Below are 20,766 nucleotides of genomic sequence, written 5' to 3'. Positions count from 1 at the left end.
GGGCCGGGGAATGCCTGTGAATGCCCCCGACAATGCCCCCCTGCATAAAACCATTTGCCCCTGCGCAAACCTGCGTCCGCCAAGCCCTTCTTGTACACTCCTCGCATTAGCCCCCACCTGCACATTTTTTGGTGAACGCATGATCGAGGTAACCGAGGTTTCCATTGCCGAGCTGCGCGACGCGCTCGAGTCGGGCCGCACGACAGCGGTCGAGCTGGTCAAGGCCTACCTGGCGCGCATCGACGCCTACGATGGCGCCGACACGGCCACAGCCCTTAACGCCGTAGTGGTACGCAACCCGGAGGCGCTCAAAGAGGCCGAGGCCTCCGATGCCCGTCGTGCCAAGGGCCAGGTGCTTAGCCCGCTGGACGGCATCCCCTACACCGCCAAGGACAGCTACCTGGTCAAAGGCTTGACTGCTGCCTCCGGCAGCCCTGCCTTCAAGGACCTGGTCGCCCAGCGCGATGCCTTCACCATCGAGCGCCTGCGCGCCGCCGGTGCCGTGTGCCTGGGCAAGACCAACATGCCGCCCATGGCTAACGGTGGCATGCAGCGCGGCGTCTATGGCCGCGCCGAAAGCCCGTACAACGCCAACTACCTGACCGCGCCCTTCGCCTCGGGCTCGTCCAACGGTGCCGGTACCGCCACCGCCGCCAGCTTCAGCGCCTTTGGCCTGGCCGAAGAAACCTGGTCCAGCGGCCGTGGCCCGGCGTCCAACAACGGCCTGTGCGCCTATACCCCGTCGCGCGGGGTGATTTCGGTGCGTGGCAACTGGCCGCTGACGCCGACCATGGACGTGGTGGTGCCCTACGCCCGCACCATGGCCGACCTGCTGGAAATCCTCGACGTGGTGGTCGCCGATGACGCCGACAAGCGCGGCGACCTGTGGCGCCTGCAGCCGTGGGTGCCAATCCCCGCTGCCTCGACGGTACGTCCGGCGTCGTACCTTGAACTGGCGGTAGATGCCAGCGCGCTCAAGGGCAAGCGCTTTGGCGTACCACGCATGTATATAAATGCCGATCCCGAAGCGGGCACCGCCGAGAAACCAGGCATCGGCGGGCCGACCGGCCAACGCATCAACACCCGCGCCACGGTGATCGACCTGTGGCAACAAGCACGCCAGGCCCTGGAAGCGGCGGGTGCCGAAGTGCTGGAAGTGGACTTCCCGTTGGTGTCCAACTGCGAAGGCGACCGCCCAGGCGCGCCGACCGTGTACAACCGTGGCATCGTCAGCAAGGCATTCCTGCATGACGAACTGTGGGAACTGTCGGGCTGGGCCTTTGACGACTTCCTGCGCGCCAACGATGACCCCAAGCTTAACCGCCTGGCCGATGTCGACGGGCTGAAGATCTTCCCCCACGACCCGGGCACCCTGCCCAACCGTGAAGATGACCTGGCTGCCGGCATGGACGAGTACGTCAACATGGCCAAACGTGGCCTGAAGACCTGGGACCAGATCGAGACCCTGCCCGACGGCCTGCGCGGGCTGGAGCAGACCCGCAAGCTGGACCTGGAAGACTGGATGGACGAGCTGGGCCTGGACGCGGTGCTGTTCCCCACCGTAGCCGACGTTGGCCCGGCCGATGCCGATATCAACCCGGTATCGGCGGACATCGCCTGGAGCAACGGTGTCTGGGTAGCCAACGGCAACCTGGCAATCCGTCACCTGGGCGTGCCGACCGTGACCGTGCCGATGGGCGTGATGGCCGATATCGGTATGCCGGTGGGGCTGACCTTTGCCGGGAAGGCCTATAGCGACAACGCGCTGCTGAGTTGTGCTGCCGCGTTCGAGGCCACCGGCTCGCGCCGAATGATTCCGCCGCGCACGCCGGCGCTCGGCTGAGTCTTACAGGGCCCGCAAAAGCAGATCGCGAATTTCAACCTTATGTGTAAAAATGCACAAACAGTTGATTTTGCGGTCTGCCATGCCTATCACCCCCAGCGAAGAACGCCAACTCACCCTCACCGTGCTCAAGGCCGCGATCCAGGCCCTGGGCAGCGTTGCCGCGCGCAACATGGAAATACTCCTGCACGACCTTGACCACCCCGAACACTCGGTGGTGGCGATCGTCAACGGTCATCTTTCCGGCCGCAGCGTGGGCAGCCCGATCCTCGCCGCACCGGAGCAGGACCAGGGTTTCAAGGCACTGATGCAGGCCTCGGCCGACCAGCACGGCTGTGAGCCGGTGGTGCTGCCCGATTACCCCACTACGCTCAAAGGCCGCACGCTACGGAGTGCCACGGCAATCTTCCGTGACAGCAGCGGCCACCCCTTCGCCAGCCTGTGCGTCAACACCGACGTCACCGGCCTGGATGCTGCCATGAGCTTTCTCCAGCAGTTGCAGCCGCTGGGGGCCATACCGGCGGTCAACGAACCGGCCGACATGGAGCTGCTGATGAGCGAGATCATCCAGGCTGCCCTGCAGCGCAGCGGCCAGGGGCGGATGAACAAACAGGCCAAGGTCGAGGCCGTGCGCGTCATGCAGGAGCGCGGCCTGTTCATCGTCAAGGGCGGCGTCGAGAAGGCTGCCAGCGCTCTAGGCGTGACGCGCTACACCATTTACAACTACCTCGAGCAACTACGCGGAGCCAGCCAATGACCTTGCACATTCATACCCCCCTGATCGAGTCGCGCCCGCTGTCGTTGGCGGCCGGTCGTAATATCTGGCTCAAGCTCGACGCCCTGCAACCCTGCGGTTCGTTCAAACTGCGCGGTGTAGGCTACGCCTGCGAGGTACACCACGCGCGTGGCGCCCGGCACTTTGTGTCCTCGTCAGGTGGCAATGCCGGTTTGGCAGTCGCCTACGCCGGACGCAAGCTGGGGGTGCCGGTGACCGTGGTGGTACCCGAAACCACCACCGAACGGGCCAAGCAGCTGCTGCACCTGGAAGACGCCAAGGTGGTGGTGCACGGCAGTTCCTGGCAAGAGGCCAACGCCCTGGCACAGACACTGGTAGGCCCGAACGATGCCTTCATCCACCCATTCGACGACCCACTGCTGTGGGCCGGGCATGCCAGCCTGGTGGATGAGGTGGCCGAAGCCGGCCTGAAGCCGGACGCGGTGGTGTTGTCAGTCGGCGGGGGCGGCTTGCTCAGTGGCGTGGTAGAGGGGCTCAAGCGCAATGGCTGGGGCGATGTGCCGGTGCTGGCAGTAGAAACCGAGGGCGCGGCGTCGCTGCATGCGGCCATGCAGGCCGGGCATTCGGTGGAGCTGGAGCGCATCGCCTCGGTGGCCACGTCGCTGGGGGCCAAGCGTGTGGCTGATCAGGCGCTGACGTGCGTGCAGCAGCATCCGGTGCACAGCCATCTGGTCAGCGATCGCGCAGCGCTGGAGGCCTGTGAGCGGTTCTTGCTGGACCACCGTGTGCTGGTCGAGCCCGCGTGCGGGGCGGCGTTGGCAGTGGCCTATGATGCCAAGGCACTGGGCGCCTTGCGCAATGTACTGGTGGTGGTCTGTGGCGGCGCTACCGCAACACTGGAGCAGATCCAGGCCTGGCTGCAGCAGGCAGACTGAAGCTGCCATCTGTCGGGGGTGATTACGACAGTCACATGCACCTGATCTACTAGGCTCGCCGCAACCGAAAAAGCCCTCGCAATAGCGTCAACCCTGACGAAATGCGTATCCCGCCCTTTCGGTCTGCGGCAAGTGAAGGCACAATGCGTGTCCTTTTTTTGGCCGGCCTGGCCGGGGGCCTTTAAATGATCAAGACGCCGTATTACCTCATCGATAAAACCAAGCTGCTCAGCAACATGGAGAAGATCGCCTACGTGCGCGAACACTCCGGTGCCAAGGCGCTGCTCGCCCTCAAATGCTTCGCCACCTGGTCGGTGTTCGACCTGATGCAGCAGTACATGGACGGTACCACCTCGTCCTCCCTGTTCGAGCTCAAGCTCGGCCGCCAGAAGTTCGCCGGCGAAACCCATGCCTATAGCGTGGCCTGGGCCGACGACGAGGTCGAGGAGATGCTTGAGAACTGCGACAAGATCATCTTCAACTCGATCGGCCAGCTGCAACGCTTTGCCGAACAGTCCGAAGGCAAGGTGCGTGGTCTGCGCGTCAACCCGCAGGTCAGCAGCTCCGACTACCTGCTGGCCGACCCGGCCCGCCCGTTCAGCCGCCTGGGCGAATGGGACCCGGCCAAGATCGAGCAGGTGATCGAACAGATCTCCGGTTTCATGTTCCACAACAACTGCGAGAACGGTGACTTCGGCCTGTTCGACAAGATGCTCACGCACATCGAAGAGCGATTCGGCCACCTGCTGCACAAGGTCGAGTGGGTCAGCCTGGGTGGCGGCATTCACTTCACCGGTGAAGACTATGCAGTAGACGCCTTCTGCGCGCGCCTGAAGGCGTTCTCGGAAAAATACGGCGTGCAGGTTTACCTGGAGCCGGGCGAAGCCGCCATCACCAACAGCGCCTCGCTGGAAGTGACCGTGCTCGATACCCTGTACAACGGCAAGCACCTGGCCGTGGTCGACAGCTCGATCGAAGCGCACCTGCTCGACTTGCTGATCTACCGCCTCAACGCCAAGATGGCCCCCAATGACGGCGAGCATACCTACATGGTCTGCGGCAAGTCATGCCTGGCCGGTGACATCTTCGGCGAGTACCAATTCGACCGTCCGCTGGCCATTGGCGATCGCCTGTCGTTCATCGACACGGCGGGTTACACCATGGTCAAGAAAAACTGGTTCAACGGGCTGAAGATGCCTTCCATCGTGGTCAAGCAGCTCGACGGCAGCGTCGAAGTCGTCCGCGAGTTCGGTTTCGAAGACTACGTTTCCAGCCTGTCGTAAGACCGGCTTTCAAGTAAGGAGCAAAGGGTAAATTGAAGAAGAACGTTCTTATCATTGGTGCAGGAGGTGTCGCCAAGGTGGTGGCCCACAAGTGCGCGCAGCATAACGACGAACTGGGTCGTATCGCCATCGCGTCACGGAACATCTCCAAATGCCAGGCCATCATCGACAGCGTCAAGGCCAAGGGTAGCCTCAAGGTACCCGCCGACATCCAGGCCTTCTCGCTCAATGCCCTCGATGTCGAGGCAACCAAGGCGCTGATCCGCGAAACCGAATCGCAGATCGTGATCAATGTGGGTTCCGCCTTCCTCAACATGTCGGTGCTGCGTGCTTGCATCGATACGGGTGTCGCCTATCTGGACACCGCCATCCACGAAGAGCCGGGCAAGATCTGCGAGACCCCACCGTGGTACGGCAACTACGAGTGGAAACACCTCGAAGAGTGCCAGGCAAAGAACATTACCGCCATTCTCGGCGTCGGTTTCGACCCGGGTGTGGTGAACAGCTACGCCAAGCTGGCGCAGCAACAGTATTTCGACAGCATTGATTCGATCGATATTCTCGACGTCAATGCCGGTTCACATGGCAAGTACTTTGCCACCAACTTCGACCCGGAAATCAACTTCCGCGAGTTCACCGGACAAGTGTGGAGCTGGCAGAACAGCCAGTGGACCAGCAACACCATGTTCGAGGTCAAGCGTACCGACGACCTGCCAGTGGTAGGCTCGCAAAACCTGTACCTGACCGGCCACGATGAAGTTCACTCGATTTCGAAGAACCTCAACGTCCCGAACGTGCGCTTCTGGATGAGCTTCGGCGAGCACTACATCAACGTGTTCACGGTTCTGAAAAACCTGGGCCTGCTCAGCGAGCAACCGGTGAAAACCGCCGAAGGCCTGGAAGTGGTACCGCTGAAAGTGGTCAAGGCTGTACTGCCAGACCCGGCCTCGCTGGCCCCTGGCTACACCGGCAAGACCTGCATCGGCGACCTGGTCAAAGGCACCAAGGATGGCCAGCCGCGCGAAGTGTTCATCTACAACGTGGCCGACCACGAAGAAGCCTACGCCGAGACCGACAGCCAGGGCATTTCCTACACCGCCGGCGTACCGCCAGTGGCTGCCGCCCTGCTGGTTGCCCGTGGCGAGTGGGATGCCAAGCGCATGGTCAACGTCGAGGAGCTGCCAGCCGAGCCGTTCCTCAAGGCGCTGGACGTGATGGGCCTGCCGACCCGCGTCAAAGATGAAAAAGGCGATCGTCCTTGGGACGCTGAAGCCTAAGCAACAAACAGAAGGGGCGCCACATGGCGCCCCTTCTGCTTTCCAGGCCCAGCCACTTCGCGGGCAGCCCAGGCGCTCCACAGGCCTGAAACAAGCACGTAACCTGTGTGGGCGAGCCCGCGAAGAGGCCGGTGCAGGATCACGCTCTACTTGCGGGCCTCCAGAATCAGGTTGAACGGCGTCTGCGTCGCCCGCCGGAACCTGCTGAACCCTGCCTCCTCGAAGACCGCCCGCAATCGCGCCTCCCCGGCCTGCGCACCCAACCCCAGCCCCACTTCCTGCGACAACGAATTGGGCGTGCAGATAAACGTCGACGCCGCATAGAACAAGCGCCCGACCGGTGTCAGGTTACCCTCCAGCGAGTCCTCGGCATAAGGCTCCACCAGCATGACCGTGCCATCCGCTTTCAAAGCATGGTAGGCATGCCTGGCTGCCCCGACCGGGTCACCCATGTCGTGCAGGCAATCGAAGAAGCACACCAGGTCATGGTCATGCCCCGGGTACTCCTTGGCGCTGGCCTGCTGGAAGCTCACCCGCGACTCCAACCCCGCTTCACGCGCACGCGCGTTGGCGGTGACGATCGAAGGCTGATGATAGTCGTACCCCACGAAGGTCGACGCCGGAAACGCCTGCGCCATCACCAGCGTCGAGGCACCATGACCGCACCCCACATCCGCCACCTTGGCGCCCGCCTGCAGCTTGGCCACCACACCCTCCAGTGCCGGCAGCCAATCCGCTACCAGGAAGGTGCGATACCCCGGCCGGAAAAACCGCTCGGTACCGCTGAACATGCACGGGTGGTGATCGCCCCAGGCCAACCCGCCATCGCCGCGCATGGCGGCTACCAGCTTGTCCTTGTCATGGAACAGCGCCGCCACCACGGACGCGCCGCCGGCCATGTAGGCCGGAGAATCCTCCAGCGCCAGGGCCATGGCCTGTTCTTCAGGCAGCACAAAACGGCCCTTGTCATGGACCATGTAGCCCGATGCCGCCTGGGCATTCAACCATTCTCGCACCAGCCGCGGGTGGCAGCCGGTCTTTTCCGCCAGTTGCTCAGGGGTGACCGCCTGGCTGTCGGCCATGGCCCGGTACAGCCCCAGTTCATCGCCGAGAATGACATTGGCCAGCGTCGCCGCCGCGCCCATGTCGCCCACCAGCTTGCCCATGAAATCGTGAAGCCTTGCCTCGTCCATGACCTGCCCTCCTCTGCAAGAAGGCCATCGCCAACGAGGGACATCCGCTCCGGGAAGGCGGTGGTCGGTTCAAGGGTTTTCGTTCGCGGTACAACGCGCTAACGCGAGCTGTCATTAAGTTTAGATGCTCTGCCTGGGCGAAGTGGAATAAAGGCCTCATGGCCCACGAAAACATCCTTCAGGTAACAATTCCTAAACAAGGATGTGACATTTTTTTTCAGCTTTCCTATCAAGGAGCTGTCAAATGAAGGTCACGGTTTTCGGAACCGGCTATGTCGGCCTGACCCAGGCGGTGTGCCTGGCCCAGGTGGGCCATTCGGTGTTGTGCATGGATGTCGATGCCGATCGGGTGGCCAGCCTGAGTGAAGGCCATTGCCCGATCTTCGAGCCCGGCCTTGCGCCGCTGCTGGAGAAGAACCTCGCCTGCGGTCGGCTGCGCTTTACCACGGATGCCGCAGTCGCTGCCAACTATGCCAGGTTGCAGTTCATTGCCGTCGGTACTCCGCCGCAAGCCGATGGTAGCGCCGACCTGAAACACGTTTTCGCCGTGGTCGACAGCATCCTCGAACACGCTGACGGGCCCAAAGTAATCGTCAACAAGTCCACCGTGCCGGTGGGTACGGTACACCGCATCAAGGCACGTATCGCCCAGGCCGTGGCCGATACCAGCCGCTTCCAGGTGATCAGCAACCCGGAGTTTCTCAAGGAAGGCTCAGCGGTGGATGACTGCATGCGCCCCGAGCGCATCATCATCGGCGGCGCAGATGCGGCCGAAGTGGAGTTGCTACGCGAGCTTTACCTGCCGTTCAGCCGCAACCGCGAGAAGCTTATGGTCATGGATGCGCGCAGCGCCGAGCTGACCAAGTACGCGGCCAACTGCATGCTGGCAACCAAGATTTCCTTCATCAACGAAATCGCCAACCTGGCCGAGCACCTGGGGGCCGACATCGAAATGGTGCGCCGTGGCATCGGCTCGGACCCGCGCATCGGTTATGACTTCATCTACGCCGGCTGCGGTTTTGGCGGCTCGTGCTTCCCCAAAGACCTGCAAGCCCTGCGCCACAGTGCCGAGTCGGAAGGCTTCGAGACACAGTTGCTGCGCGCAGTAGAGTCGGTCAACGAGCAGCAGAAGGGACGGCTGTTCAGCAAGATCCAGCGCCACTACCCCGGCGGCCTGCGGGGCAAGGTGTTTGCCCTGTGGGGGTTGTCGTTCAAGCCCAATACCAATGATATCCGCGAAGCCTCCAGCCGGGTCCTGCTGGAAGCACTGTGGGCCGCGGGCGCGCGGGTGCAGGCTCACGACCCTCAGGCCATGGAAGAAATCCGGCGCCACTACGGCCCGCGTGCCGACTTGCAACTGGTGCCCTGCAAGGACGATGCATTAAAGGGCGCAGATGCCTTGGTGATCGTCACCGAGTGGCAGGACTACCGCGTACTCAATCTGGACAAGGTGCCGCAGCAGTTGACCGACCGGGTGGTGTTCGACGGGCGCAACCTGTTCGAGCCCGAGCACATGGCCGCCGCCGGCCTGACTTATTACGGGATCGGCCGTGGCCAGGTGCAGCCAGTATGCCCGTACTGATTACCGGTGTGGCAGGTTTCATTGGCTACCACGTGGCGCGGCGCCTGTGCGAGGCCGGCATCGAAGTGGTCGGTATCGACAACCTTAATGCCTACTACAGCGTCGAGCTCAAGCGGGCACGCCTGCAGGCGTTGTTCGGTTTTTCCAGCTTCCACTTCCATGCCCTCGACATCGCCAACCCTGCCGATTTGCAACCGCTGTTCGCCAGGCAGGCGTTCAGCGAGGTGATCCACCTGGCGGCCCAGGCCGGCGTGCGCTATTCACTGGACAACCCGGGTGCCTACGGCCAGGCCAACCTGGTTGGTTTCCTCAATGTTCTCGAGGCCTGCAGAGCGCAGCCACCACGCCACTTGATCTACGCCTCCAGCAGCTCCGTGTACGGGGCCAATGCCAAGCTGCCGTTCAGCATCGACGACCCGGTCGACCAGCCCGTGTCGCTCTATGCCGCCAGCAAGCGCGCCAATGAACTGATGGCGCACAGCTACGCCCACCTGTACCGCCTGCCGACCACCGGCCTGCGCTTTTTCACGGTCTACGGCCCCTGGGGCCGCCCCGACATGGCGCTGTTCAAATTCACCCGCGCCATGCTCGAGGGCCGGCCGATAGCGCTTTACAACAACGGCCTGATGGGCCGCGACTTCACCTACATCGACGACATCGTCGAAAGCATCGTGCGCCTGCGCCTGAAACCGCCCCGGCCAGCCGAGGGGAAACCACCCTGCCAACTGTTCAATATTGGCCGCGGTCAGCCGGTAAGGCTGCTGCATTTTGTCGAATGCCTGGAGGACGCCTTGGGTATCAAGGCCCAACGCGACTACCTGCCGCTGCAAGCGGGGGACGTGCTGGAAACCTGGGCCGACGTCAGCTCACTGGCACGCTGGATCGACTTCTCCCCAGGCACATCGCTGGAACATGGCGTCAACGCCTTCATTGGCTGGTACCGGGATTTCTACCGGGTTTGATCCACGCAATCACAACACGATCACAGGTAGCCTCATGAGCGATCCACTTGACCTCTCGGTACTGATCCCCGCCAAGAATGAGGTCGACAACCTGCCATCACTGCTGATGGAGATACGCACTGCACTCACGGCCGAACACTACGAAGTGCTGGTGGTCGACGACGGCAGCAGCGACGGCACCCTGAGCGTACTGCAACACCTGAAAAGCCAGGGCTACAGGCAATTGCGCATCCTGCGTCACGACCGTTCGCTGGGCCAGAGCACCTCGCTGTGGCATGCCGCCCAGGCGGCCCGCGGCCACTGGCTGGCGACCTTGGATGGCGATGGCCAGAACGACCCGGCAGACATCCCCGGCATGCTAGCCCTGGTGCGCGCCAACCAGAACCTGGCCGGCGGCGTCAAGCTGGTGGCCGGGCACCGGGTCAACCGGCGTGACAGCGCCAGCAAGCGCTGGGCCTCGCGCGTAGCCAACGGCCTGCGCAGCCGCCTGCTCAAGGATGCCACGCCCGACACCGGCTGCGGGCTGAAGCTGATCGAGCGGGCAGCCTTCCTGCACCTGCCCTACTTCGACCACATGCACCGCTACATTCCGGCACTGATCCTGCGCCACAACGGCCGCATGCTGGTGCACCCGGTCAACCACCGGCCACGCCACGCCGGTGTCTCCAAGTATGGCAACCTGGACCGCGCCCTGGTCGGCATCCTCGACTTGTTCGGGGTGTGGTGGCTAATCCGCCGCACCCGCCTGCACAGCCGCCCGCAGGAGCTTGAAGGATGACCCGCGAAACCCTCTGGTTGATCATCGGCTTCGCGGGTCAGGCCGTTTTCACCGGGCGCTTCGTGCTGCAGTGGCTGTACAGCGAACTCAAGCGCCGCAGCGTGATCCCGGTAGGCTTCTGGTACCTGAGCATGCTCGGCAGCGCGCTACTGCTGACTTACGCCATCTACCGCCAGGACCCGGTCTTCATTATCGGCCAAAGCTTCGGCTTTCTGGTCTACCTGCGCAACCTGCAACTGATTGCCCGCCACCAGCAACTGAAGGAATAGCCCTTTGCCTAAGTTCAAGACAATCGGGGCCGAACGCCTGGCCCTGATCGCCCTCGCCGTGTTGCTGGTGGGCGCGGGAATCGGCTGGCGTCAGCCGATGAATGTCGATGAAGAACGCTTTCTCGGCGTGGCCCTGGAAATGCTGCAGAGCGGCAACTGGTTCATCCCACACCGTGCAGCAGAGATCTATGGCGACAAGCCACCGTTGTTCATGTGGACCGTGGCGCTGTTCAGCTACCTGACCGGCGCGCCCAACGTTGCCCTGTACCTGCCCGGGCTGCTGTCGGCGGCGACCATCACCTGGGTGCTGCATGACCTCGGGCGGCGCCTGTGGAACCGGCGCACCGGCGTGATCGCGGCCTTGTTGTTCCTGGCCACCTACCAGACCTACAGCATCCTGCGCACCGGGCAGATCGACAGTTTCCTGTGCCTTTGGGTTGCGCTGGGCCTCTACGGCATGCTGCGCCACCTGCTACTGGGGCCCGCCTGGGGCTGGTTCTACCTGGCTTGCGCATCCATGGGCCTGGGCATTATCAGCAAGGGGGTGGGTTTTGTTCCGGCGCTGATATTGCTGCCTTATGCCTGGGCAGTGCGCCATCGCTGGCGCGGCGTAGTCGCCATGCCCGGCCAGGGATGGCGCTGGAGCCTGGGGCTACTGTGGTTACTCGCCGGTTGCGCCGTATGGCTGCTGCCGCTGCTGGTGTCGATCGCCCATGGCGGCGGCGCGGCAGAGCTGGCCTACCTGAAGGAAATCCTGCTGCGCCAGACCGCCAGCCGCTACGCCAATGCCTGGGACCATCGCGAGCCGTTCTGGTACTTCTTCGTCAAGGTCATCCCCAAGTACTGGCTGCCTCTGATCCTGGCCCTGCCCTGGCTGGTACCGGCCTGGCGCCGGCAACTGCAAAAGCACGATGGCCGCTTCCTGCTGCTGCTAGGCTGGGTGGCATTGGTGCTGCTGTTCTTCAGCCTGAGCACCGGCAAGCGCAAGCTGTATATTTTCCCGGCGCTGCCAGGCCTGATTCTGGCCATGGCGCCGCTTGTGCCGTGGCTGCTCAAGCGCTGGTGGCAGCGTCGGCCGGGCTGGCACAAGGCATTCACCACAGCAGCCCTGGTATGGTTCGCCCTGTGGTTCGCGCGTGGTTTCGTCGAACCCGTGAAGGAGGGCCGCAACCCGCATGAGACGCTGATGAGCGACGCCGCACAGGCCACTGCCGGTGCCGAACTGGTGCTGGTCAACTGGCGCGAGGGGCATTGGCTATTTGCCCGGCAACCCATCGTGCACTTCGGCTTCACCGGCCAATCCAAAGTGGATGCAGCGGTCTACTGGCTGCGCCAGCACCCCACCGCCTTCGCCCTGGTTCCAGCCACCGAACTGGGCCAGTGCTTCAACGTCGACAAGGCACGCAAGCTGGGTGAAACCTCGCGGGCCAAATGGTATGTCGTCGGTGCAGATGCCGACAACGGTCAGTGCCAGGCCAGTGCCCCCAACGACGTCTACCACTTCGCCTGGGCCGATACCTGGCGCAACCCGCTGGTCGTTGAGGAACACGCAGGGAAATGACCCACCAGACCCTGCCGGTCCGGTGGGCGCTTAGGCGAATGCCCGCCGAACTACAGCGCCTGCCCGATCAGGTACTGCTCCAGGTCAAACTCGCGCTCCCCTATCCATATCGCTTGCAATCCATCAAATCTCAAAATACTGTATGAATATTCAGTATAGCGAGACCGCGCCATGCAACTCATCGCCAAACTCGGCATCCTGGCCGATGCCGCCAAGTACGACGCATCTTGCGCCAGCAGCGGCGCGCCCAAGCGTAACTCGCGCGGCGCTGACGGCCTGGGTGCTACCAATGGCATGGGTATCTGTCACAGCTACACCCCCGACGGCCGCTGCGTATCACTGCTCAAGGTACTGCTGACCAACTTCTGCCTGTATGACTGCCAGTACTGCGTCAACCGCCGCTCCAGCAACGTGCCACGCGCGCGCTTCAGCCCCGAGGAAGTGGTACGCCTGACCCTGGACTTCTACCGGCGCAACTGCATCAGCGGCCTGTTCCTCAGCTCCGGCATCATCCGCTCGGCGGACTACACCATGGAGCAGCTGATCCGTGTGGCCCGGCTGTTGCGCGAAGAGCACAGCTTCCGCGGCTACATCCACCTCAAGGCCATCCCCGATGCCGACCCGCTGCTGATCGAAGAGGCCGGGCGCCTGGCCGACCGCCTCAGCGTCAACATCGAACTGCCCACCGACGCCAGCCTCAAGCGCCTGGCGCCGGAAAAGCAAGGGCGCACCATTCGCCAGGCCATGGGCGTGATTCATCAGGGCCAGCAGGCCGTGGCCAACGAGCCCAGGGCGCCGCGCTTTACCCCGGCCGGGCAGAGCACCCAAGTCATCGTCGGCGCCGACAGCACCGACGACAGTACCTTGCTGCGCAATGCCGAGTCGCTGTACCAGGGCTACGGCCTCAAGCGCGTGTACTACTCCGCCTTCAGCCCGATCCCCGACAGCCCCGGCAGCGTGCCCCTCGCCGCACCACCGCTGCTGCGCGAACACCGCCTGTATCAGGCCGACTTTCTGCTGCGTGGCTATGGCTACAAGGCTGGCGAGTTGCTGGGCCACAGCGGTAACCTGGCACTGGACATCGACCCCAAGCTGGCCTGGGCGCTGGCCAACCGCGAAGTCTTCCCGCTGGACGTGAACCGCGCGGAACCTGCGCTACTGGCGCGTATCCCCGGCATCGGCCTGCGCAGCGTACAGCGCCTGGTCGCCCTGCGGCGGGAGCGGCGCATCCGTTATGACGACTTGATCCAGCTGCGCTGCGTGCTGGACAAGGCACGGCCGTTCATCGTCACCAGCGACTACCGCCCCGCCCAGGCTGAGCTGCGCAGCGGCTTGCTGCGCAGCGGCTTGCTGCGCGCGCGCTTGAGTGAGCCGCCAGCGCCCGTGCAGATGGGGTTATGGGGGTGATCGCACTCGACTGCGACGACCTGTTCGCCACCTGGCGCGACCAGGCCCGGGTGTTGTTGAGCCATGGCATCGACCCGTCGGAAGTCACCTGGTCGCAAGGCCCGATGGCGGACCTGCTGGCCGTGCCGGCAGCGCCGCCTGAAGGGCCTGGCCCTTTCCGGGCCAAAGTCCCGGCCGCACTGCTGAGCCAGTTGGAGCAGGCCTCTCGCTACCGTGGCGAACAGCGCTGGAACCTGCTGTATGAAGTGCTGTGGCGCGTCGCCCATGGCGACCGCACGGCAATGCTGGCCGGTGACCGGCTGGGCAGTGAGCTGCAACGGCGCATCAAGCAGGTAACCCGCGAGGCACATCACTTGCACGCGTTTGTACGCTTCGTGCCGCTGCCTGATGAACTGGCTGAGCACTTGCAACTGGAGCTGGTGGCCTATCACGAACCGGCACACGACATTCTGCACAGTGCCAGCGCGCATTTTGCCGACCGCCTGGGGCGTTTGCGCTGGTTGATTGCCACGCCACAGGATGGCATTCGCTTCGACGGCCAGTCCTTCGACTACCAGCGACAGTGCCCCGAGCCCTGGCGCCAGTGGGCCCGCAACGCCGAAGACCCCGGCGCCGAACTCTGGCGCACCTACTACCGCCACACCTTCAACCCGGCCCGCCTCAACCCGGACGCCTTGCGCCTGCACATGCCTGGGCGGTTCTGGCGGCATTTGCCGGAAGGCATGCTGATACCGCAACTTGAAGGCCTGGCGCGCCAAGGCAAACAGCGGGACGGCCAAGCCCTTGAGGTGGCCGCGCAAACCGGCAAGACCATCAGCAAACCTGCGCGCTCGGCGTAGCCGCGGAGCCCGTTGCGGCCCCGTCGGGCACAAGGCCGCTGCTACAGCGAAAACATCATGCTCAACTGAAGAGCCTGGCCAGGCAGGCCAGCTTCTTCTTGTACGAACGCCGCGCCTCCAGTGCCTGCTCCAGGCTCACCGGCAGGAACCGCGCCTGCTGGTTGGGCTGCATCTGCCCGATCAGGTCGAGGTCGGCACTGATCACCGTGCCGATCATGGCGTAGCCGCCCCCCGACACTGCATCGCGATGCAGGATGATCGGTTCCAACCCTGCCGGCACCTGGATCGATCCGATCGGGTAGCAGCTGTCGACGATATTGGACGGGTCCGACCCCGCACCGAACGGCTGCTCGCGCGGTTGGAAACTCAAGGCGCTGCCGCCTTTGTAGCGATAACCGATGCGGTCCGCTTCGGAGCCAACGGTCCAGGCGTCGGTGAAGAAACGTTGCGCTGCAGCTTCGGTCAGGCGGTGAAAGTACAGCCCAGGCACCACCCGCAACACCACCTCGCCCCCCAAGGCCTGACGCAGGGCCATGGGCAAGCTTGCACCGGCACGGGTCTTGCCGCTGGGCACGCCGACCGGCAGCAGGTCGCCCGCCATCAGTTTGCGCCCATGAAAGCCACCCAACGCGCCCAGCGCGTAGGTGGACCGGCTACCCAGTACCTCGGGCACATCGATGCCTCCGGCCACTGCCAGGTAGGCCCGGGCGCCCGCTGTTGGAAAGCCGAAACGCAACACTTGCCCGGCCCGCACGGCGAACGCCGTGTCCGGGCGCTGCTCGCGGCCATCGAGCAACGCTGGCATCTGCGCGCCGCACACAGCGACCAGTGCGTCCTGCCGGAACTCCAGCTCCGGCCCCACCAGCGCGCACTCCAGGCCCGCAGCGCCGGCCGGGTTGCCCACCAGGTGGTTGGCTGCGCTCAAGGCGTACTGGTCGAGTGCGCCGGACGGTGGAATGCCCAGGTGGTAGTAACCTTCGCGGCCCAGGTCCTGTACAGAAGTGGCCAAGCCCGGTTTGAGTACCTTGATCATGCCAGCACCTCCTGCAACGATTTGGGGTAGCCGACCGGGTCGGCGAGGAAGGCGTCCAGGGAAAACGTCACCGGGCGAATGCGCAGGTCGAAGCAGCCATCCTCCACCTCCGCCACCGCCCGGTCGTAGGTGCGGCGGTCGATAGGCTTGAACTGCACGATGTCACCCGGGCGGAAGAACACCATGTGCTCTTTCAGGTAATTCAAGGTCTGCTGCGGGTCGTAGATCGGTGCCGGGGTGACGCCAAACATCTGGTAGCCCCCGGCCCCGCGCACCGAGTAGATGCAACCAAAGCAGCCGCCATGGCCCAGGGTGAGCTTGGGCGTGTCGGTACGGGGGCGCAGGTACTTGGGCACCTGCAGCTGCCGCTGGCGCTCGACCATCTGGAACATGAACGGCAGGCCGGCAACAAAGCCGACCATCGACACGAACCATGGCGCGCCACTGTGGGCGGCGATGAAGGCCTCGACATCGGCCAGGCCGTTGATGCGCGCAGCGTACTCCAGGTCTGTGCTGGTGGGGTCCTGGTGGCGATCCCGAAAGCGCATCAGGGTTTCATGGGTCCAGGGGTCGTTGTACAGCACCGGGATCTCGATGATCCGCGTCTGCAACGAACGCTCGGCCACCGCCTGCGCTTCGGCGCCGCGCACGGCTTCGAGCAGTGCCTCGGGGGCGATACGGTCCGGGTCGAAGCGGACCTGGAAGGACGCGTTGGCCAGGCACACATCAAGCACGCCATCCAGGGCCATGCGCTCCACCGCACGGGTGACGGCCATACCCTTGAAAAAGGCCTCCAGCGACATGCTTTCGCTGACTTCGGCAAACAGGTGCTCGTCGGCGCCGAAGCTGTAACGGATCGGGGTTGTAGCAAGCGGTTCGGCCATGACAGTTCCTTTTCTTGGAATCTTTATAGAAAGGCAGGCGAAAACAAAATGCACGGGCTCCGGCGTGTCTGTTTGCCGGATGCCTGACGGGTTCAGCGCGGTGCACGCACCACGATGCCGGCCGCATCCAGTGCCTTGCGCGTGGCCTCGACCAGGTCCAGCGCGCCCGGGGTGTCACTGTGCAGGCAAATGGAATCGAATTCGATCGCCAGGTCCTGGCCTTCGACCGTGCGCACCACGCCTTGGCGGCAAGCACGCAGCACCCGCTCGGCGACGGCTTGGGGCTCATAGCCACGCACATTGCGGGTAAACACGATCGACCCGCTCAGGTCGTACTCGCGGTCGGCATAGAACTCGCGAATCACCGGCTGCCCCATTTCCTGGGCAATGCGGCAGATCACCGAACCCGGCATGCAGTACAGCAGCAACTCGGGCTCGATCACCCGCAGGTTCTGCACCAGCAAGCGCGCCGCTTCTTCGTCACGCGCCAAGTGCATGTACAGCGCCCCATGCGGCTTGATGTGCTGCAGGCGCACGCCCTGGGCACGAGCGATTTCACGCAGCGCGCCCAATTGATAGAGCATGTCGTCCACCAGTTCCTGCGCCGAGGCATTGATGTGCCGGCGGCCAAAGCCGACCAGGTCGCGGAAACCCGGGTGTGCTCCCACCGCAACCCCAAGGGCCTTGGCGCGCTCGACGGTGCGGCGCATGGTGCCGGGGTCGCCGGCGTGGAAACCGGTGGCGATGTTGGCGCTGCTGATGTAGCCCATCAGTTCGTGATCGACGCCGTCGCCAATCGTCCACGGGCCAAAGCCCTCACCCATGTCCGAGTTGAAATCCACTGCTTGCATGACCGCGTCTCCTGGCACTTGTGACTGCATGCAAGCCACGTTAGATTCTCTACACCCCCTTGGGAAGATCTATAAACAGATGGGGTACCTTCTGAAAATCAGATACCCCGGGAGCCTACCGTGTCACTCACCTTGCGCCAGGTCCGCTACTTCGTTGCCACCGCTGAAATCGGCCAGATCTCCCAAGCGGCAATCCACCTGAACATCTCCCAGTCGGCAGTGACCACGGCCATCAAGGAGCTGGAAGCGATGCTCGGCGTGCTGTTGTTCCAGCGCTCGGCCCAAGGCATGAGCCTGACCGAAGCCGGCCGGCACTTCTTGAACCGTGCCTACGTCATCCTGCGCAGTGTCGACGATGCGTTGAACAGCCCGCTTCCGGACGTGCGCGCCAGTGGCCTGTTGCGCCTGGCGGCGAGTTACACGGTGATCGGCTACTTCCTGCCGCACCACTTGCAGCGCCTGGAGCACTGGCATCCGGACGTGACCCTGGAGCTGTACGAGCAGGAGCGCAGCGCCATCGAGCAAGGCCTGCTGGAGGGGCGTTTCGACATGGCGGTGGTGCTCACCGCCAACCTCACCCACCCCGACATCGTCTCGGAAACCCTGTTCAACTCCGAGCGCCGGCTCTGGCTGCCCGGGCATCACCCACTGTGCGAGCGCTCGGCCGTGAGCCTGGCCGATGTGGCCTGTGAGCCGTTCATTCTGTTGACCGTGGACGAGGCCGAGCACAGTGCCATGCGCTACTGGGAGCAGGCCGGGCAACGGCCAAGCGTAAGGGTGCGGACCAGCTCGGTGGAGGCCGTGCGCAGCATGGTCGCCAATGGCAGCGGTGTGGCGATCCTGTCGGACCTGGTGCACCGGCCGTGGTCGCTGGAGGGCAAGCGCATCGAGACGGTGACCATCAGCGACCCGGTCACACCGATGAGCGTGGGGTTGGCCTGGCACCGGGAACGGGCATTCAGCCCGGCGATGCAGGCGGTGCGCAATTACTTTCATGATGCGTTTCTGGCACCGCAGCAGTTGTCGGCAAGGCGTTGATCCTGCCTTTGCAGGCCCGGCCTCTTCGCGGGCAAGCCCGCGAAGAAACCAACCCCCATCTCGAGCCGAACGTTCGCGCCGCGACGCCGTCATAACCTGAGCCGGTGCCGACACGCAAAGAGGACGCGAAATGACCCAGCCCGACCCGTCGTACGTCAAATGGCTCGAAGACCGCGCCATGCTCAAGGCCTCCCAGGCGCGCGCCAGCCTGTACTCAGGCCAGTCGCGCCTGTGGCAACAACCGTACGCCGAGGCCCAGCCCCGCCGCGCCACCGAAATCGCCTCGGTGTGGCTGACCGTCTACCCCGACGCCATCATCGCGCCCGAGGGCTGCTCGGTACTCGGTGCCCTGGCCCACGAAGCGTTGTGGAAGCGCCTGTCGGAGATCGGCGTACAGGGCCTGCACACGGGCCCGATCAAACTGTCCGGTGGCATCCGCGGCCGCGAACTCACCCCCAGTGTGGACGGCAACTTCGACCGCATCAGCTTCGACATCGACCCGCTGTACGGCAGCGAGCAGGAACTGATCCAGATGAGCCGCATGGCCGCTGCGCACAATGCCGTGACCATCGACGACCTGATCCCCTCGCACACCGGCAAGGGCGCCGACTTCCGCCTGGCCGAGATCGCCCATGGCCCCTACCCGGGGCTGTACCACATGGTCGAGATCCGCGAAGAAGACTGGACGCTGCTGCCCGAGGTGCCCGCCGGGCGCGATGCGGTCAATTTACTGCCAGCTCAGTGTGACGAGCTGAAGGCGCGCCATTACATCGTTGGCCAACTGCAGCGGGTAATCTTCTTCGAGCCGGGCGTGAAGGAAACCGACTGGAGCGCCACGCCGCCGATCACAGGCGTCGACGGCAAGACCCGCCGCTGGGTGTACCTGCATTACTTCAAGGAAGGCCAGCCCTCGCTGAACTGGCTGGACCCTACCTTCGCCGCCCAACAAATGATCATTGGTGACGCGCTGCACGCGCTGGACTGCCTGGGTGCACGCGGCCTGCGCCTGGACGCCAACGGCTTTCTCGGCGTGGAAACCCGCGCCAGCGGCACCGCCTGGTCGGAAAGCCACCCGCTGTCGCTCGTCGGCAACCAGCTGATCGGTGGCATGATCCGCAAGGCCGGCGGTTTCAGCTTCCAGGAGCTGAACCTGACCCTCGATGACATTGCGCAGATGTCCAGGGGCGGTGCCGACCTGTCCTACGATTTCATTACCCGGCCGGCCTACCAGCATGCGCTGCTGACCGGCGACACCGAGTTCCTGCGCCTGATGCTCAAGGAGATGCACGCCTTCGGCATCGACCCGGCCTCGCTGATCCATGCCCTGCAGAACCACGACGAGCTGACCGTGGAGCTGGTGCATTTCTGGACCCTGCATGCTCACGACATGTACCTGTACAAGGGCCAGACCCTGCCAGGCAGCATTCTGCGGGAACATATCCGCGAAGAAATCTACGAACGGCTGTCGGGCGAGCATGCTCCGTACAACCTGCGCTTCGTGACCAACGGCATTGCCTGCACCACCGCCAGCCTGATCGCCGCTGCACTGGGTATCCGCGACCTTGAACAGATTGGCGTAGCGGATATCGAATTGATCAAGAAGGTGCACCTGCTGCTGGTCATGTACAACGCCATGCAGCCGGGGGTAGTCGCCTTGTCCGGCTGGGACCTGGTCGGTGCCCTGCCCTTGCCCGCCGAAGCGGTGGCCGAACGCATGCTCGACGGCGATACCCGCTGGATTCACCGAGGCGGCTATGACCTGGCCGGGCTTGACCCACAGGCGGCGGCTTCGGTGCGTGGCATGCCGCGTGCCCGGTCGCTTTACGGCAGCCTCGACAGCCAGCTGGACGAGGGTGATTCATTTGCCTGCCAGGTGAAGAAACTGCTGGCTGTGCGCCAGGCCTACGGCATCGCCACCAGCCGTCAGGTGCTGGTACCTGAGGTACGCAGCCCAGGGCTGCTGGTGATGGTGCATGAGTTGCCAGCCGGGCGCGGTATCCAGATCACTGCGCTGAACTTCGGCCAGGAGGCAATTGCCGAGGAACTGCTGTTGACCGGCTTCACACCTGGGCCGGTGGTCGACATGATCAACGAGACGGTCGAAGGCGATTTGACCGAGGACGGGCGCCTGATGGTGAACCTGGACCCCTACGAGGCGCTGTGCCTGCGGATCGTCAACAGCAGCGGGCATGTTTGAATCTGGCGTGGCCCTGCCGTCGGCAAACCGGTTTCGCCCGCAAGCACGCCGCCTGCCCCGCGCAGGCGCCAGACTCGCAAGCCGGCTTGCCAGCCAAG

Annotated in this window: 18 protein-coding genes; 14 read left to right on the top strand and 4 right to left on the bottom strand. The window is 64.0% G+C overall.

The genetic code is table 11. The annotated features are described in order from the left end of the window. Nucleotides 1–139: 139 nt before the first annotated feature. The 5 genes from BJQ17_RS23135 to BJQ17_RS23115 all read left to right on the top strand — a co-directional run bounded on the left by BJQ17_RS23135 (nucleotide 140) and on the right by BJQ17_RS23115 (nucleotide 6,074). The gene (locus BJQ17_RS23135) at nucleotides 140–1,843 is read left to right on the top strand and encodes an amidase (protein WP_070096700.1); all 1,704 of its coding nucleotides are present in this window, start codon (nucleotides 140–142) and stop codon (nucleotides 1,841–1,843) included. Nucleotides 1,844–1,925: 82 nt separating this feature from the next. Beyond that, nucleotides 1,926–2,600, top strand: a complete 675-nt coding sequence (locus tag BJQ17_RS23130) for a transcriptional regulator (protein WP_003248128.1) — start codon at nucleotides 1,926–1,928, stop codon at nucleotides 2,598–2,600. Beyond that, nucleotides 2,597–3,514, top strand: coding sequence for a pyridoxal-phosphate dependent enzyme (locus BJQ17_RS23125; protein WP_003248127.1), 918 nt, complete (start codon nucleotides 2,597–2,599; stop codon nucleotides 3,512–3,514). The genes BJQ17_RS23130 and BJQ17_RS23125 overlap by 4 nt, the downstream gene beginning before the upstream one ends. A 185-nt stretch (nucleotides 3,515–3,699) precedes the next feature. Next, complete coding sequence (gene nspC / locus BJQ17_RS23120; RefSeq protein ID WP_003248125.1) at nucleotides 3,700–4,797, top strand: carboxynorspermidine decarboxylase; 1,098 nt, start codon at nucleotides 3,700–3,702, stop codon at nucleotides 4,795–4,797. Nucleotides 4,798–4,829: 32 nt separating this feature from the next. Beyond that, nucleotides 4,830–6,074 (top strand): saccharopine dehydrogenase family protein, encoded by a 1,245-nt coding sequence (locus BJQ17_RS23115; protein ID WP_003248123.1) that lies wholly within the window; start codon nucleotides 4,830–4,832, stop codon nucleotides 6,072–6,074. A 146-nt stretch (nucleotides 6,075–6,220) separates the two neighbouring features. Here BJQ17_RS23115 and BJQ17_RS23110 read toward each other — a convergent pair whose 3' ends face one another. After that, nucleotides 6,221–7,267 (bottom strand): class I SAM-dependent methyltransferase, encoded by a 1,047-nt coding sequence (locus BJQ17_RS23110; RefSeq protein WP_003248119.1) that lies wholly within the window; start codon nucleotides 7,265–7,267, stop codon nucleotides 6,221–6,223. Nucleotides 7,268–7,511: 244 nt separating this feature from the next. Between BJQ17_RS23110 and BJQ17_RS23105 the strand changes: the two genes are divergently transcribed. The 7 genes from BJQ17_RS23105 to BJQ17_RS23075 all read left to right on the top strand — a co-directional run bounded on the left by BJQ17_RS23105 (nucleotide 7,512) and on the right by BJQ17_RS23075 (nucleotide 14,665). Continuing rightward, nucleotides 7,512–8,849 carry a UDP-glucose/GDP-mannose dehydrogenase family protein gene (locus tag BJQ17_RS23105; RefSeq protein ID WP_070096699.1) on the top strand — a complete coding sequence of 446 codons (1,338 nt, stop codon included), beginning with the start codon at nucleotides 7,512–7,514 and terminating at the stop codon, nucleotides 8,847–8,849. After that, nucleotides 8,837–9,811 carry an NAD-dependent epimerase/dehydratase family protein gene (locus BJQ17_RS23100; RefSeq protein WP_003248114.1) on the top strand — a complete coding sequence of 325 codons (975 nt, stop codon included), beginning with the start codon at nucleotides 8,837–8,839 and terminating at the stop codon, nucleotides 9,809–9,811. Before BJQ17_RS23105 ends, BJQ17_RS23100 begins: the two co-directional genes overlap by 13 nt. Nucleotides 9,812–9,845: 34 nt before the next feature. Further along, entirely contained in the window at nucleotides 9,846–10,589 is a 744-nt protein-coding gene (locus tag BJQ17_RS23095) for a glycosyltransferase family 2 protein (RefSeq protein WP_003248113.1), read from the top strand. Then, the gene (locus tag BJQ17_RS23090; protein ID WP_003248111.1) at nucleotides 10,586–10,858 is read left to right on the top strand and encodes a lipid-A-disaccharide synthase N-terminal domain-containing protein; all 273 of its coding nucleotides are present in this window, start codon (nucleotides 10,586–10,588) and stop codon (nucleotides 10,856–10,858) included. The genes BJQ17_RS23095 and BJQ17_RS23090 overlap by 4 nt, the downstream gene beginning before the upstream one ends. 4 nt (nucleotides 10,859–10,862) lie before the next feature. After that, nucleotides 10,863–12,419 (top strand): glycosyltransferase family 39 protein, encoded by a 1,557-nt coding sequence (locus BJQ17_RS23085; protein WP_003248108.1) that lies wholly within the window; start codon nucleotides 10,863–10,865, stop codon nucleotides 12,417–12,419. Nucleotides 12,420–12,590: 171 nt separating this feature from the next. Next, on the top strand, nucleotides 12,591–13,826 hold the full coding sequence (locus BJQ17_RS23080; protein ID WP_070096698.1) for a putative DNA modification/repair radical SAM protein: 1,236 nt from the start codon (nucleotides 12,591–12,593) through the stop codon (nucleotides 13,824–13,826). Beyond that, nucleotides 13,817–14,665, top strand: coding sequence for a TIGR03915 family putative DNA repair protein (locus BJQ17_RS23075; protein ID WP_003248104.1), 849 nt, complete (start codon nucleotides 13,817–13,819; stop codon nucleotides 14,663–14,665). The genes BJQ17_RS23080 and BJQ17_RS23075 overlap by 10 nt, the downstream gene beginning before the upstream one ends. A gap of 61 nt (nucleotides 14,666–14,726) precedes the next feature. Here the strand turns inward: BJQ17_RS23075 and BJQ17_RS23070 are convergent, their stop codons facing one another. From BJQ17_RS23070 to BJQ17_RS23060, 3 genes are all read right to left on the bottom strand, one after another. Beyond that, complete coding sequence (locus BJQ17_RS23070; protein ID WP_003248102.1) at nucleotides 14,727–15,698, bottom strand: biotin-dependent carboxyltransferase family protein; 972 nt, start codon at nucleotides 15,696–15,698, stop codon at nucleotides 14,727–14,729. Next, nucleotides 15,695–16,582, bottom strand: coding sequence for an allophanate hydrolase subunit 1 (locus BJQ17_RS23065; protein ID WP_003248100.1), 888 nt, complete (start codon nucleotides 16,580–16,582; stop codon nucleotides 15,695–15,697). Before BJQ17_RS23065 ends, BJQ17_RS23070 begins: the two co-directional genes overlap by 4 nt. Nucleotides 16,583–16,674: 92 nt before the next feature. After that, nucleotides 16,675–17,433, bottom strand: coding sequence for a 5-oxoprolinase subunit PxpA (locus BJQ17_RS23060; protein WP_004576703.1), 759 nt, complete (start codon nucleotides 17,431–17,433; stop codon nucleotides 16,675–16,677). Between the two features lie 120 nt (nucleotides 17,434–17,553). On the opposite strand from BJQ17_RS23060, the gene BJQ17_RS23055 reads away from it, so the two are divergent. Then, nucleotides 17,554–18,471 carry a LysR family transcriptional regulator gene (locus BJQ17_RS23055; RefSeq protein WP_004576704.1) on the top strand — a complete coding sequence of 306 codons (918 nt, stop codon included), beginning with the start codon at nucleotides 17,554–17,556 and terminating at the stop codon, nucleotides 18,469–18,471. A gap of 130 nt (nucleotides 18,472–18,601) precedes the next feature. After that, complete coding sequence (gene treS, locus BJQ17_RS23050; RefSeq protein WP_004576705.1) at nucleotides 18,602–20,668, top strand: maltose alpha-D-glucosyltransferase; 2,067 nt, start codon at nucleotides 18,602–18,604, stop codon at nucleotides 20,666–20,668. The last annotated feature ends 98 nt before the right edge of the window (nucleotides 20,669–20,766 follow it).

This window comes from Pseudomonas sp. NBRC 111139 (assembly GCF_001753955.1).
In the GTDB taxonomy this organism is placed as follows: Bacteria; Pseudomonadota; Gammaproteobacteria; order Pseudomonadales; family Pseudomonadaceae; genus Aquipseudomonas; species Aquipseudomonas alloputida.
Note: the sequence above shows the minus strand (reverse complement) of the source record. Positions and strands in the feature narration are given on the sequence as shown.